Origin of the sequence: Streptomyces sp. NPDC050674 (genome assembly GCF_040654575.1) — a bacterium.
GTDB lineage: Bacteria > Actinomycetota > Actinomycetes > Streptomycetales > Streptomycetaceae > Streptomyces.
This window is the reverse complement of the sequence record NZ_JBFAIG010000003.1, coordinates 361,307-375,721: the sequence shown is the minus strand read 5'-3', so window position 1 is coordinate 375,721 and position 14,415 is coordinate 361,307. Positions and strand designations below refer to the sequence as shown.

The following is a 14,415-nucleotide window of genomic DNA, read 5'->3' as shown; positions in this document are numbered from 1 at the left end:
TTCAATCGCGGCATGAGCAACGCAGATCGGCACCGGCTGATCACGAAGACCGTCAGGGACTCCGGTGGTGCCACGGTGCAGGAGCTCGCGGGGCTGACAGGCGCCTCAGAGATGACGATCCGACGCGACCTCGACATCCTGGCCGCGCAGGGCGTACTCGAACGCGTCCGTGGCGGGGCACGCACTTTGCTCCTCAGGGGCGAGGAGCCCCCCTTCGCACTGCGCGCCCATGAATCGGTCGACGCCAAGCTCCGGATCGCGGGCGGGATCTCCGCGCTCATCGCCGATGGCGAGAGCGTTCTGCTGGACAGCGGCACCACCTGCTTGGAGGTCGCCCGCCTCCTGCGCGAGCGGCCTGTCACCGTGATGCCCCTGTCCCTGCAGGCCATCCACCTGCTCGGCGAGACACCGGGCCCGGCCACGCTGGTGGTGCCCGGTGGGCAACCTCGTGCCGCAGAGGGAGCCCTCACCGGCCCCCTCACCCTGGCATCCCTGGCGGCTCTGCGCTTTGACACCGCAGTGATCGGCTGCTGCGGGCTGAACGCGGCCGACGGCTTGACCGCCTACGATCTCGACGACGCCGCGGTGAAAAAGGCGGCCATCGCCTCCGCCCGCCGCGTGATCGTCGCCGCAGACGGCAGCAAGTTCGGCCACACCGCCTACGCCTATGTCGGCCCATGCACCCTTGTGCACACCCTCGTGACAGACAGCACTGCACCTGCTGCAGAAGTCACCGCACTCGAAAGCCTCGGCACCGTCGTACAGAGCGTCTGACGAGGCGGTCTCGGATCATCTAAGTCCATCGCTCAGTGAGGATGGCGTCGATCGTGGCGCGGACCAGAGGCCGCGCAAGATCCGTTCAGTCCGGCCGTTTGAATGGGTCAGCGCCTCATGCGCCGACCGCGGCCGACGCTGCCCACGAGCGGACCGGTATGGAACGGCACGGTCACCCGGGGCGCCGCGTGGGCTATGCGTGGTGGGGCCTGTTCATGCTCGGCGGACGCACGTCTGCGGGCCACAGGCTCCCGTCTTTCCCGCACGCGCGGTAGGGCGGCCCGCTGTTGGTGCGTGCGATCGCCACGACGCAGGACCGGGCTTTCTGCCCCTTGCGCAGGTAGTGGTGGATGGGGGAGCTCATGGTCAAGATCGACCAGAACGGCCTCGGCCACGGCGCCGTCGGCATGCTCAAGACCTGGGCCGAGAAGGGCCGGCGCCGCGCCGAGATCGTCCGGATCATGGCTACGAGTTCCCCGGCCACGATGACCCGGGTACCGTCATGGGCCTTTCAAGAAGCGCGACGAGATGCGGCTTGCCCGCCGCGCGCTTCTGCAGCCCGACCCGGGCACCGGCGTCAGCCGCCTCCGGCTGCGCACCGGCCGCAACGCCGCCGTCCAGCTCACCATCCCGAAGACGCAGTACAACAGCGGCGGCCACGCGGTCATCGATCAGCCCATCGGCTGCCGAACGCTGGTCGGCCGGGGCTGTCAGGACCGCCTACGCGCCGAGGGGCCAGTCGATCATGAACTACTGGCTCTGATCGGCCGGAACGACGGTGCCTTGGTGGTAGTACATCCGCCATCCAGAGTCCTCATCCAACTTCTGCCAAATCGTGCCCCTGCCGACTGGTGGGTGCTACCCCGCCGTGTGGCTGGAGCTGCCGCTCGACGGGCCACCGGGACCGATCGGGGCTTTAGGGTCGAGTCGGCATGGGCCGGACGGCATGAACGAAGGTGAGGCGGAGCACGTGATCCGGGTAGTGGTGGTCGACGACGAGGCACTGGTCCGCTCGGGCTTCGAACTCATTCTGAACGCGTCCGAGGACATCGAGGTCGTCGCGACCGCGCGCGGCGGCGAAGCCGTCGAGACGGTCCGCCGGGAGCGGCCCGACGTGGTGCTGCTGGACATCCGGATGCCGGACGTCGACGGGCTCACCGTCCTGCGCGAGCTGCGGAAGGCGCCGGACGCCCCGGTCGTGGCGATGCTGACCACCTTCGACGCCGACGAGTACATCCTGACCGCGCTGCACTGCGGCGCGGCCGGTTTCCTGCTCAAGGACACCGAGCCGGAGCAACTCGCCCACCTGGTGCGCACCCTGGCCGCGGGCGGTGTGGTGCTCTCGCCCAAGGCGTCGCGGACACTGCTGCACAGCCACCCCCGCGCCGAGGCGGCCGTCGACGAGGACGCGGCACGGGTCCGGCTGCTCACCGCACGTGAACGCGACGTCCTCGTCCTGGTGGCGGAGGGCCTGTCGAACGCCGACATCGGCGCGCGCATCCATCTGGGTGCCGGCACGGTCAAGGACCATGTCAGCGCCATCCTCTCCAAGCTGCGGGTGTCGAGCCGGGTGCAGGCCGCGCTGCTGGCACAGCGGGCCGGACTGCTCGAGGAGCACGCGCGGGAGGCAGGCCGATGAGCCGCGCACGCGCCATGTGGCAGCGGCTTCCCACGCCGGTCACCGACCTCGCCCTGGTGGCGGTGGCGGCCGTGGATGTATGGCTCAACATGGAGGAGCCCACGCCCCTCGAGCTCGCGCTGGCCGCTGTCGGCTGCACCGCGCTGGCCTTCAGGCGCCGCTTCCCGCTCGGCGTGTTCCTGCTGACCCTGCCCATCGCGCTGATGCAGGATGTCGCCGTCGCTGTGCTCGCGGCGCTGTTCACTCTGACCGAACGCTCCCGTAACCGCCGTCTCCTCGCCCTGTGCGTCGCCTTGGCCGCCGTCGCGAGCAGTACTGCGTGGCCCCTGGCCGAGGTCGACCGGACCATGACACTGGTCTTCTTCGTGTACGGCCTGGCGACCGCCGCGGCCCCGGTCCTCTTCGGCCAGCTTCTCCAGGCGCAACGGGACCTGGCGCGGCGGCTGGCCGAGATCGAGGAGGCCAGGGAGCACGAGCGGGCCCTGCATGCCCAGGCAGTGCTCGCCCGCGAACGCGCCCAGCTGGCCCGCGAGATGCACGACGTCGTCTCCCACCAGGTCAGCCTGATCGCCGTGCGGGCCGGGGCGCTTCAGGTCGCTGCCAAGGACGCGGACGCCAAGGAAGCCGCCCGCACGATCCGTTCGCTGAGCGTCACCACGCTCGACGAACTGCGCACCATGGTCACGCTGCTGCGCGCCTCTGGCGGCGACGCCACCGAGCTCACCCCGCAGCCGACCCTGGCCGACCTGCGCAAACTCGTGGAATCAAGCGGAACGCACGCACAGCTGACGGGCGAACTGCCGCCCACCGTGAGCACACCCGCCCAACGGGCCCTCTACCGCACGGTTCAGGAAGCGCTGACCAACGTCCGCAAGCACGCCCCCGGCGCCAGAGCGCGTGTCGAGCTGTGGCAGGCCGGCGACGGCATCGGAGTGACCATCACCAACACCCCGTCCACCCGGCCTTCGCTGTCCCTGCCCGGTTCACAGCAGGGCTTGGTCGGTCTGCGGGAACGGGCCGACATTCTGCACGGCACCCTGGAGGCGGGCCCGACCGCGGAGGGCGGCTACCGGGTGCGGCTGCGCATTCCCCTCAGCGCGGACTGACCGACCAGGAGGCCGGGGGAGGGGCACAGCCGACGCCCACCCGCCCACCTGCCACGGCACGCCGGCTCCTGCTGTGCCGTGGCGGTGACCCGCTCGTCCGCCGCCCGGCGGCGGGATGTCTCCCTGTCGCGGGCCCCTTCAGACCGGTGTCGAGTCCTCGGTCCGTCGGCTGATCCGCGTGGATCTCGTACGCTCGCCGACGCCCCGGCCGGCGTCAGCGCCTGACGGAGACCGGAGAGGGGCCGGAGAGGGGCCGGAGAGGGGCCGATACGCGGCCGACGGCATCGGCCCCGCCCCCCTCAGCGGCATCCGCGACATCGCTGCGTCACTTCAGCAGGGTGCTGACCAAGGCGACGGCCATTCCCTCTAGCGCGTCGACACAGCCGATCCTGACGGCTCGTCCCCGGACGACCGGACCAACCCTGCGTGGGGTGCGTCATCGGGCGGGGGCCAGGAACTGAGTGGCCGCCAGTTGCGCGTACAGCCGGTCCTGGGCCACCAGTTCCTCGTGGGTGCCCACGGCCCGGACCTGTCCGCCGTCCATGACGACGATCCGGTCCGCACCGGTCACCGTCGACAGACGGTGGGCCACCACCAGCACGGTGGTCTCGCGGGCCACCTGCGTGACGACGTCCCGCAGCGCCAGCTCGTTGACGGCATCGAGCTGCGAGGTCGCCTCGTCCAGCAACAGCAGGCGTGGCCTGCGCAACAGGGCGCGAGCGATGGCGACGCGCTGCCGCTCACCGCCCGACAGCTTCGAGCCGCGGTGTCCGACCGGGGTGTCCAGGCCGTGGGGCAGGCGCTCGACGAGGGTGTCGAGTTTCGTGCGGGCCAGGACGTCGCGGATGTCGTCGTCCGTCGCGCCGGGCGCGGCGAAGACGAGGTTCTCCCGCAGCGTGCCGGCCAGCACCGGGGCGTCGTGCTCTACGTACCCGATGGCGGACCGTAGCGCGGACAGGGACCAGTCCTGTACGTCCTTGCCGTCGACCAGGACCCGGCCGCCGGTGGTCTCGTGGAACCGCTCGATGAGTGCGAACACGGTCGACTTGCCCGCACCGGAGGGACCCACGAAGGCCGTCATCCCGGTGCCCGGTACCTCGAAGCTCACCTGCTGATGGACGTACGGCCGGCCAGGTTGGAAGCGGAAGGACACGTCCTCGAAGCGGACCGACGCCGGACCCGGGACCGCTGCCCTCTGCCCGACCGACGCCGGACCCGGGACCGGTGCTGCTCCCTGCCCGACCGACGCCGGACCCGGGACCGGTGCTGCTCCCTGCCCGACCGACGCCGGACCCGGGACCGGTGTTGCTCCCTGCCTGGGCAGGGCGCCCGCCGGCCGGTCGGCCGACTCCGTCGCCAGGCGTTCCACCTGAGCGATCCGCGACAGCGCGGCCGCCCCCTCCTGATAGGAGGACCCGGCTTCGATCAGCGTGGACACCGGCTCGATCAGGTAGAAGAGGTACAGCAGGAAGGCGATGAGGGTGGACATGGGGATCTCCCCGGACGCCACCCGCGCCCCGCCGACCGCGAGCACCGCCAGGAAGGACAGCTGGACGGCGAGTTCGTCGGCCGAGCCCGCCACGGCCTCCCACTTCGCGCTCTTCACGCCGTGCCGCCACGCCCGCCGTGCCGCCGCCTCCACCCGGGCGCTCTCCCGCGCCTCGGCGCCGGACGCCTTCACGGTGCGAAACGCCCCGAGAGCCCGCTCCAGTGCGACGAAGACCTCCCCGACCGCCTTCTATGCCCGCTCCGTGGCCCGCGCGATCTTCGGCATCACCAGCGTGACGGCCCCGCCGACCAGCACGATGACCCCGAGCGTCACACCCAGCAGCACGACGTCCAGGAACGCCATCATCACGATCGCCGCCACGAAGGCCACCGCGCCAGAAGCCGCGGAGACGACCGCCTGGGTACTGACCGCCCGCAGCAGCGTCGTGTCGGAAGTGACCCGGGACATCAGATCACCCGGCGGGATCCGCTCGAACTCCGCGATCCGCAGCCGCAGCAACCGCCCCACCAGGGTGCGCCGCGCGGCCAGGACCACCGACTCCGCCGTCCGCTCCAGCACATACGCGCCGAACGCCTCGACCGCCGTGCCCGCCACCACCAGCACGGTGAGCGCGATCAGGATCCCGGCGATGGTCTCACCCGAGGCGAGCCGGTCCACCAGCACCTTCGTGGCCAGCGGCTGCAGCAGTCCCCCGGCGGCCCCGACCAGGGCACACAGCAGACCGAGGACGACGGCCCACCGGTGCGGCCGCACATACGCGTACAGCGCCCTGGCCGTCTCCCGGGCGGACAGGGAGGTCTCATGGGGCTCATCCGTCGTCGGGGCGGATGCGGTGTTCACGAAATTCCTTTCTTCTGCTGTCGGCCCGGCACCGCGCCGGCGGCGCCGGGCGGACCGGACGGACCGGGCGTGATCGTGTGCCGCTCAGCGGACGAGTCCGGCTGTGCTGGTAGCGAAGGCGCGCGCCAACGCTTCGGGGACCTCAGGTCGCACGACGAGCAGGACGAGGTTCGCCCGCCGCCGGCATCAGGCCGAGGAACTCCGCAAACCCGCCCCTGTGGACGGCGTCACGGCCCGGCATGTCGGCCCATGACACGACAGGGGCGTCGCGTCCTCGTGTCCCGCACGGTGTGTCATGCCTCCAGCCTGGAATCCCGGCCTGCCTGCGCCCATCCGGCAACCGTCGGGTCCACCCCCGCCGAGTGACTGAAGAAGATCGTTGTCGAGTCGCACCGGTTCGCACCGGACAGGTCGGAAGCAGGACTCCGCCGGTCGGCGGGGCGGTACCCGCCGACCGGCGGGGCCGTTACCGAAGCCTGCCGGATGGCCTCCCGCCCGGCGGCGACGCGAGAGTCTCCACATGCCACAGACATCAACAACACCGCAGGGCACGTCGGCCCCGCAGGAGAACTCGCCTCCGCTACCCCGGACCTCCCCCGTGCCCGCTGAGCCGGCCCCGCCCGGTCCCTCGATGGGACGCCTCGTCGGGGTGGACCTGGCCCGCGCCCTGGCGGTGTTCGGCATGTACGTCGTGCACATCGGCCCCCCGCTGTCCGCCACGACCGGTGTCGGCAGCTGGATCCGGTACATGGCGGACGGTCACTCCTCGGTCCTGTTCGCCACCCTCGCCGGGTTCTCACTGATGCTGCTCGCCGGCCGCCGCGAGCCCAAGACCGGCCTGGCGGGCCGGCAGGCGAAGGCCCGGATCGCGATCCGCGCAGTAGTCCTGCTGGCGCTGGGCACCGTGATGGCGATGGAGTACGGGGGAGTGATCATCCTCGGCTTCTACGGGGTCTACTTCCTCCTCGCCCTGCCCCTGGTGCGGCTGAGCGCCAGGACGCTCGCGATCATCGCGGCCGCGTTCGCCCTCGTCGCACCACAGCTGGCGTTCGTCCTGACCTCGTTGCTGACTCCGTCGGTCCAGGAGAGCATCAACGCCTACGACCCGCTCCGCCGCCTCAGCGAGGTGGGAGTGCTCGATCTGCTGCTCACCGGCTTCTACCCGGCGCTCACCTGGATGTCGTACGTGATCGCGGGTATGGCGCTGGGCCGCCTCGACCTGTCCTTGGGCACGGTCCGGCGGCGCCTGGCCGCGCTCGGAGCCTGCCTCACCGTGGCCGCGTACGGCATGTCCTTGCTGGTTGCCGGCAAGAACGCGCTGAGGAGCATGGCGGAAGACGGGTCGTCGTCCTCCGGCTCCGGTTCGATGCCCTCCGGCAGCGGTTCGATGCCCCCCGACGGCGGGTCGTTCCCCGATATGCCGGCGTCGTCGCTGCTGTCGGCCGGGCCGCACAGCGGCACCACGTTCGACATCATCGGCAGCCTCGGAGTCGCGATCCTCGTGATCGTGGGCGCGACGGTGCTGATGGACCGCCTGCCGCGACTGCGCCGTCTGGCGAAGCCGGTCATCGCCGTGGGCACCATGTCCCTGACCGCCTACGTCGGCCACTTCGTCGCACAGTCCGTGCTGTCCACGCCCGCCGGAACCAGCACTCAGCAGTCATGGCTGCCGCTGATCATGTACGTCCTCGGGGCAATCGTGTTCGCCACGATCTGGTCCCGCTTCTTCCGCCGCGGCCCTCTGGAGTACCTGCTCAACGCCGCCACCAAGCCGGCGAAGCACATCCGATGACACCCGGCCGGGTGGGACGCCTCCACGCCCCACCCGGCCTGGGCCGCTCACGGATCCGGCACAACTCATAGTCCCGGTTTCCAGGGGCAGCTGGCGGACGAGCGGATGAGGGCTTCGCGGTCGCGGTCTTCGGCCTACCCCGATGCCGTGAGCGTGTGCAGGACGGCTCCGTTACGGACAACTGGTGCAGCGCCGTCTCGAACTCGAAGCGCCCGCGTCGAAGGACGTGGCACAGCCGCCGGGGATGTGTTGTGACGCTCCACCAGGAGGTGCGTCGTCCCGCATGCTGAGGGTGCCGGCGGTCAGTCAGGCGTTCGCGCACCGATGACCACGGCGTCGGTCGTCGGGCTCACTGCTCGGCGGCCTCTCGGGCGATCTTCTCGAACTGGGCACCCATGGCCTCGGACAGCGCGTGGGCGGCCGACAGCGGGCGCACCATCACCGTGAAGTCGTCGATCTTGCCGTCCTCGTCGAAGTGCAGGAAGTCGCAGCCTTGGAGCTTCTTTCCGGCGACGCTCGCAGTGAAGACGAACGCGTGGTCGCGGCCGTCGGGGTTCGCGATCTCCCGGACGTAGGTGAAGTCTTCGAAGACCTGTGTCACGGCGCGCAGGATCGCGGTGGTGATCGCCTTGCCCGGGTACGGCTTGAAGGCGACCGGGCTGGTGAAGACGACGTCGTCGGCCAGAAGGGCGGCCACGGCGTCCAGGTCACCGTTCTCGACGGCCTTGCGGAAGGGGTGCATGATCGACCTCTATTCAACAAGTTGCATAGGTGTAAAGGAGACTAGAGGCGACTCCGTTGCTTGTCGAGGGTGCGGCGCCTCGGGAGTGCTCATCACTGAACACTCCCTGGGCCGTACCTTGCTCCCATGGCATTGAGGAACGCGGTGATGGCCGCGCTGCTGGAGGGCGAGGCGTCCGGTTACGACCTCGCGAAAGGCTTCGACGCGACGGTCGCGAACTTCTGGACGGCGACACCTCAGCAGCTCTATCGGGAGCTGGAGCGCATGGAGGCCGAAGGGCTGGTCACCGCTCGCCTCGTCGAGCAGCGACATCGCCCGAACAAACGGCTGTTCTCCCTGACGGAGGCTGGGCGGGAGGCGGTGCGCGCATACACGGCCGAGCCGCCGGGTCGGCCCGCGGTCATCAGGGACGAGCTGCTGGTCAAGGTGCAATGCGCGGACGCCGGCGACGTCGAGGCGGTGCGAGCCGCCGTCGTCGAACGCATGGAATGGGCCACGGCCAAGCTGGCCCGCTACGAGAGAATCAGGCAACGACTGCTGGGCGGCCGCTCGGAGGAGGCGTACTTCGCCGAAGCCGAGCGTATCGGCCCGTACCTCACTCTGCTGCGCGGGATGTCGTTCGAGCGGGAGAACCTCCAGTGGGGCGACATTGCATTGCGCAGACTCGACCAGCGCGCCAAGGCCATTACTCAAAAAATTGACTAGAATGGCGGCCTCTCGTCCGGTGATCGCAATAAGGAGCCAGCCGCACATGTCAGGCACTGAGACCCGCTACCTGCGCTTCGTCGCCCTGGGCGACAGCCACACCGAAGGGGTCGGCGACGGCGACGATGTGACAGGCCTGCGCGGGTGGGCCGACCGGCTCGCCGAGCACCTGGCTCGCCACAACCCGCAGCTCCGGTACGCCAATCTCGCAGTACGGGGCCGTCTGGCCGGGCAGGTCCACGCGGAGCAGTTGCCCGCGGCGCTTGCACTGCGGCCGGACTTCGCCACGGTCGTGGCCGGAGTCAACGACATGCTGCGCCCCCGCTTCGATCCTGATGAGGTGGCCGCGCATCTGGAGGCGATGTTCGCCGCGCTCACCGGCCAGGGTGCGCGCGTGGCGACGCTCACCATTCCCGACATCACGCGCGTCACTCCACTGGCCCGTCCGCTCCGGCCGCGTCTTGAGGCGCTGAACCGCCGCGTCCGCGCGGCGGCGCACCGACACGGTGTCGTCGTCGCCGACGTCACCCTGTATCCGGTGGCCACCGATCCACGCCTGTGGAGTCAGGACCGCCTCCACTCGAGCCCACTCGGCCACCAGCGGATCGCGGCGGCGCTCGCCCACTCGCTCAACCTGCCGGACACCGACGACTCCTGGACGCATCCGTTGCCCGTCCTGCCTGCTGGCCGGGCACGATTCTTGCGTGCCGCGTCAGCCGAGGTGCGCTGGGCCGCCGGGTTCCTGGGTCCGTGGATCGGCAGGCGCGCGCGTGGGCGTTCCTCCGGAGACGGTCGCGCGGCCAAACGCCCGGACCTCCTCTCCATCGGCAGCTCCGGCCAAGACCTCGGCCGTGCCTTCCAGCGTGCACCAGAGCCCTCCGTCGACCTGGCCGACGCCTCGGAGTAGCGAGATCCGTTTGTCCCGGCTTCATGCGTAGACGCTCCTTGCCGGGGCGAATGTGATGGCCGGGGGTTCGCTCGTCGATCCTCGTGGACCATGCGAGCGTCGAGGTGGGGTGGCCCGGCGGGTAGTGCAGGACGATCACCTCGAGCTGCCGGTCCGGGAGTTCCGCGATCGCCTCGTACAGGTCGGTGGGGGACTGCGTCTTCTCCAGTCGGTTCTTGGCCGCTGCCAACGCCTGGGCGATAGGGCCGTTGATGATGGAGGCCGGGCTGCGCCGACCCGCGTTGTGATATCGCTGTGGCGAGGAGTCCGAGGACGTACTGACCGGTCGCACCGCCGTCGCCACCACTGAACTGCCCGGACAGCAGGTGACCGTGTTCCCGAGCCATCACGGCGGGTTCATGGACGGGGAGTTCGGCTATGCGGGGAAGCCGGACGAGTTCACGCATCGGCTGTGCCAGGTCCTTGACGGCGCCTCGTAAGCCAGCCTCTGACCGACTGGCTCTTCCCAGCCCGGTGGCTCTCCTCGGTCTGGGCGGTCGGGAATCCGGGGATCGCCGGCGTTGCCGATGGACACGTTGATGGCGACGCGCCGCCTGGATGTCGGTGCCGTTGAGCTCCTTATGCAGGTTGATCACCCAGTTGCGCAGAGCCGCTGCGCCAGCGTTGACGTTGGCGACCTGCGGCACGGGGTCGACGGAGCCGGCGCGCCGGTGGAGAACACAGCAGGGTGCCCACGCCGGCGTCCCGCATGGTGGGCAGCACCGCGCGGGTGGCGCCCGCCTCCATAGCCCGCCGTCCACCGTCATCGAGGGGAAAGCCGTCCACCGGGTCGTGCTTGCACCCCACATACCCCCGCCCGCCCCTACAACCATTGATCGCGTTCGGTTGTCTCCTCTTCGCCAAAACCGCATGCCAGGGAGGCGACTCCGGAGCATGCGGGTGAACGACCAGCAGCAGGAGACTCTGCGTGCACCAGCACTTTCGTACCTTCCTGGCCAGTGCCGTGGCAGCGGCGCTGGCCGGCGGGCTTCTCACCATGACGGCGGGCAGCGCCACAGCGCTCGTCCCGGGAGCGCACGGCGACTTCAACGGTGACGGTTACCGCGACATCGCCGTCGCCGCTGCCAGCGCCCGCGTGGGTGAACGCTCGGGCGCCGGCCAGGTCGTCATCGTCTACGGCGGTGTCGGCGACCTGTCGTCTGCCAGGAGTATCACCATCAGCCAGAACAGCCCCGGTGTCCCCGGCACCGCCGAGAGCGGGGACGGCTTCGGCGAGGCGATAGCGGTCGAGGACTTCAACGGCGACGGCTACGGTGACCTCGCCGTCGGGGCCCCCGGCGAGGACGTCGGCACCGACACCGACGGCGGGACCGTCGCCATCCTGTGGGGTTCCGAGACCGGCCTCACCAGCGGCACGACGATCAACGACCCGGCCCCCTCGTCGCACGACAGGTTCGGGCGCGTGCTCAGCGCGCTCGCCGACAGCGACGGGAAGCCGGACCTGGCCATCGGCTCGACCACCCCCACCATCGACGTCTACCGGGGAGGTTTCAGCAAGTCGGGGGCGACGGGCGGCAGCTACCGCTTCGTTCCGCCGTCCTGGGTCACGACGGCTCCGGTGTCGATGACCTCCGGCAATATCGGCGGCGGCGACGTGATCGCCGACCTGGTCGTCACCGGGCCCGCCACGTACTACGTCCTCGGCTCCTCCCTCGGCCTGAACAGCGCCGGCGCCACCAGGCTGCCCTCGGGCGGCTCCGCTGCGATCGGCGACTTCGACAACAACGGGCGTCAAGACGTCGCCATCGGCTCACCCGACCAGGACGGGGGCGTGGTCCGCGTGTACAACGGGTCCGAGAGCGCACCCTCGGCCACCCCCTCGTACACCATCACGCAGGACACACCCGGCGTCCCCGGCGCCAGCGAGGCAGGAGACCGCTTCGGCGCCTCACTGGCGGTCAGCCGCGCCGGCTACGGTTACCAGAACCTCGCCATCGGCGTCCCCGGTGAGAGCCTGGGTGACGCCACCGCGACGGGTGCCGTCACCTTCCTCTACGGCGGGCCCGAAGGGCTCATCGGCGCGAGGCCCATGGCCGGGACGGACCCCCAGTTCTTCTCACAGAACAGCCCGGGGGTCGCGGGCAACGACGAGACCGGCGACCGCTTCGGTGGTGCCCTCCACATCGCGGACACCGACAACGACCGCAACGAAGACCTCGTCGTCGGCGTCCCCGGCGAGAACTCCGGCGACGGCACCGTCGCCTACCTCCGCTCGGACGGGGGCATCGCCCCCAGTGGCACTCCCGGCATCACCCCTGCAGGCACCGGCGTCTCCACCACCGGATCCCCCGACTTCGGCCGCATGCTGGCAGGCTGACCTGCCTTCACCCGCCGTCCACCGTCCGCCGGCCCACCCGGCGCACCGACGGCGCAGACACCCGGTGCTCCCCCGGCGACCGACACCGGCGGGGACTCACCTGTGTGAGCCGCCCCAGTCCATGAAGGCACCGGGGCGGTGGCTCACACAACGGTCGCCGTATCCCTCCACCACCACAGCAAGGAGCACGACCCATGGCGGAATCAACCGTCCAGCAGGACCCCGGACAGACAACGGCCCCTCAGACGACACCCCCGGGAACCGAAAGCCTCGGACAGCTGCGCCAGACGTTCCTGCCCAAGCGCGTAGGCACCGTGCGGCTCGCCGCCCTGTTGCTCATGGGTACCGTCTCCCTGATCCTTCCTCCCCTGGGCGCCTACTTCCTCTGGCTCGCCGCCCAGACGCCCAATCTCTCGCGCAAACAGGCCGCCCGCCGACTGCACCTGTTCGAGCATGGCCTGGCCGAAGTGGGCAAGAACGGCGACATCTCCACTTTCCGCTGGGACTCCCTGACGGTGCTACAGCAGATCACCGAACGTTACGCCAACGGCGTCTACGTCGGAACCACCTACGTCTACACCCTCCACCGCCAGGACGGCACGACACTCAAGGTGACCGGCTTCTACGACCAGCCCGAATGCTGGGGCCCAGCGTTGCAGCAGGAGATCACCCGGGCCCAACTGCCCGCACTCCTCGCCAGGCTGGGACAGGGCGAAACCCTGACCTGCGGGGAACTCTCGGTCAACCCGGCCGGGGTGGCCACCACAAGGGGCAGCCTGACCTGGCCGGAGATCGAGAAGGTCGAGTTCTCGCAGGGAGTGCTGGTCCTGCGCAAGGCCGGTAAGAAGCTGCCCTGGGCCAGGATCCCGGTCAAGAACATCCCCAACCTCTTCCTCTTCGTCGCCCTCATCGACTGGCTCCGACACGGCAACCCACACCCGACCACCTGACCGCTAGCCACCCGAGCACCGGAACACAAACGCCACCCAAGTCACCCGCATCCCACGCCGACGGCCGGCGGCCACTGCCCAGCACCAGCGCCGGCCCCGGGTCGATGGCCGTACCGGCCGGCCGCAGCACGCGCATCAGATCAGCATCGTCCGGCTCCGTGTCGCGGACCACGAGACGGTGCGAGGCAGCGGGCTGTGAGGTGAGGTCACGATCGATGGATGAGAAAGGCAGCTCCAGGCACAGGCCCCGGCTGTCCTTGATGAAACTCTCTGCGGACAACGCGCGGTCGTGATCCGTGTGCTTGATCTGCAGTCGCTCGTGGCTGCCGGTGCCCCACTCGCACGTGATGTCATCGACCGGTCCCCGGCGAACATCTTCGTGTCCACGGTCACCGGCATGTCCCACCGCCAGGTCCATCAGACGCAGCGCGGTGAGCAGATCCTGGTAGGCGTAACCGAGGTGCATCGAGCGCAACCCCATGGTCACCTCCAGCTTGGTGTGCTTGCTGCGCCCGCCACGAGTTGGAACCCCTGAGATCACAGGCCGGTGAGCGCGGCAGACGGCTTGCGGTAGCGCGGTGCCTTCTTTCCGAGCCGCCATTCCATGACGGTCCGGTCCCCCTTGGCCAAGTTGCACTCCGGACATGCGGGCACCAGGTTGCCGATCCCGTCCGCCCCGCCCCGGGAAATGGGCAGGACGTGCTCCTGGTGCAGGGACGCCGAGGACTCGCCGCAGTAGGCGCACGCATCCACATACCGGCCCCACAGCCGGGCCAGATCACGTTCAGTCACGAGGTGCCGGCGGACGGCGGCCAGCATCGCCCGCCGCTGATGATTCCCTCGTCGCTTCGCAGCGCGCACCCTTTCCGGATCGGCCTCGAAGTAGGCACGCCGCGAACAGCGGCCTGAGCAGAACATCCGGTGCGCCGTACTGAGGGGCATCCGCGTGCCGCACTGCACGCACGGACGCGACCGCAGGGCCGTCCCGACTTTTCGTTTGTACTGGGCTTTCAGATAACACTCCTGCCCGCAGTACTTGGCGGTGGCTCGACGATGCGACAGATGACCGCCGC

11 protein-coding genes and 2 pseudogenes are annotated in these 14,415 nt (G+C 69.9%); 9 read left to right on the top strand and 4 right to left on the bottom strand.

Annotated features, from left to right (window positions below; genetic code table 11):
• Window positions 1–12: 12 nt before the first annotated feature.
• The 3 genes from AB0I06_RS08590 (at window position 13) to AB0I06_RS08580 (ending at window position 3,519) form a co-directional block, all read left to right on the top strand.
• Window positions 13–774, top strand: a complete 762-nt coding sequence (locus AB0I06_RS08590; protein WP_363118002.1) for a DeoR/GlpR family DNA-binding transcription regulator — start codon at window positions 13–15, stop codon at window positions 772–774.
• Between the two features lie 946 nt (window positions 775–1,720).
• Window positions 1,721–2,413, top strand: coding sequence for a response regulator transcription factor (locus AB0I06_RS08585; RefSeq protein WP_363118001.1), 693 nt, complete (start codon window positions 1,721–1,723; stop codon window positions 2,411–2,413).
• A complete protein-coding gene (locus AB0I06_RS08580) occupies window positions 2,410–3,519 on the top strand; it encodes a histidine kinase (protein ID WP_363118000.1) in 1,110 nt (369 codons plus the stop codon). The genes AB0I06_RS08585 and AB0I06_RS08580 overlap by 4 nt, the downstream gene beginning before the upstream one ends.
• A 436-nt stretch (window positions 3,520–3,955) precedes the next feature.
• Here AB0I06_RS08580 and AB0I06_RS08575 read toward each other — a convergent pair.
• Window positions 3,956–5,869, bottom strand: a pseudogene (locus tag AB0I06_RS08575) (ABC transporter transmembrane domain-containing protein).
• 631 nt (window positions 5,870–6,500) lie between these two features.
• Between AB0I06_RS08575 and AB0I06_RS08570 the strand changes: the two are divergent.
• Complete coding sequence (locus tag AB0I06_RS08570) at window positions 6,501–7,661, top strand: DUF418 domain-containing protein (RefSeq protein ID WP_363117999.1); 1,161 nt, start codon at window positions 6,501–6,503, stop codon at window positions 7,659–7,661.
• A gap of 349 nt (window positions 7,662–8,010) precedes the next feature.
• Here AB0I06_RS08570 and AB0I06_RS08565 read toward each other — a convergent pair whose 3' ends face one another.
• Window positions 8,011–8,403, bottom strand: a complete 393-nt coding sequence (locus tag AB0I06_RS08565) for a nuclear transport factor 2 family protein (RefSeq protein ID WP_363117998.1) — start codon at window positions 8,401–8,403, stop codon at window positions 8,011–8,013.
• 126 nt (window positions 8,404–8,529) lie between these two features.
• On the opposite strand from AB0I06_RS08565, the gene AB0I06_RS08560 reads away from it, so the two are divergent.
• The 5 genes and pseudogenes from AB0I06_RS08560 to AB0I06_RS08540 all read left to right on the top strand — a co-directional run bounded on the left by AB0I06_RS08560 (window position 8,530) and on the right by AB0I06_RS08540 (window position 13,342).
• Entirely contained in the window at window positions 8,530–9,108 is a 579-nt protein-coding gene (locus AB0I06_RS08560; RefSeq protein ID WP_363117997.1) for a PadR family transcriptional regulator, read from the top strand.
• A 46-nt stretch (window positions 9,109–9,154) separates the two neighbouring features.
• On the top strand, window positions 9,155–10,015 hold the full coding sequence (locus AB0I06_RS08555; protein WP_363117996.1) for an SGNH/GDSL hydrolase family protein: 861 nt from the start codon (window positions 9,155–9,157) through the stop codon (window positions 10,013–10,015).
• 296 nt (window positions 10,016–10,311) lie between these two features.
• A pseudogene (locus AB0I06_RS08550) lies at window positions 10,312–10,494 on the top strand (alpha/beta hydrolase); the annotation flags it as partial.
• Window positions 10,495–10,982: 488 nt separating this feature from the next.
• The gene (locus AB0I06_RS08545; protein WP_363117995.1) at window positions 10,983–12,392 is read left to right on the top strand and encodes a hypothetical protein; all 1,410 of its coding nucleotides are present in this window, start codon (window positions 10,983–10,985) and stop codon (window positions 12,390–12,392) included.
• A 194-nt stretch (window positions 12,393–12,586) separates the two neighbouring features.
• Window positions 12,587–13,342: a DUF6585 family protein gene (locus tag AB0I06_RS08540; protein WP_363117994.1), complete on the top strand. Its 756-nt coding sequence runs from the start codon at window positions 12,587–12,589 to the stop codon at window positions 13,340–13,342.
• Here the strand turns inward: AB0I06_RS08540 and AB0I06_RS08535 are convergent.
• Together AB0I06_RS08535 and AB0I06_RS08530 are read right to left on the bottom strand one after the other, a co-directional pair.
• Window positions 13,299–13,823: a hypothetical protein gene (locus tag AB0I06_RS08535; protein ID WP_363117993.1), complete on the bottom strand. Its 525-nt coding sequence runs from the start codon at window positions 13,821–13,823 to the stop codon at window positions 13,299–13,301. The two genes, AB0I06_RS08540 and AB0I06_RS08535, sit on opposite strands and share 44 nt — an antisense overlap.
• 56 nt (window positions 13,824–13,879) lie before the next feature.
• Window positions 13,880–14,134: an HNH endonuclease signature motif containing protein gene (locus AB0I06_RS08530; RefSeq protein ID WP_363117992.1), complete on the bottom strand. Its 255-nt coding sequence runs from the start codon at window positions 14,132–14,134 to the stop codon at window positions 13,880–13,882.
• Window positions 14,135–14,415: the final 281 nt, after the last annotated feature.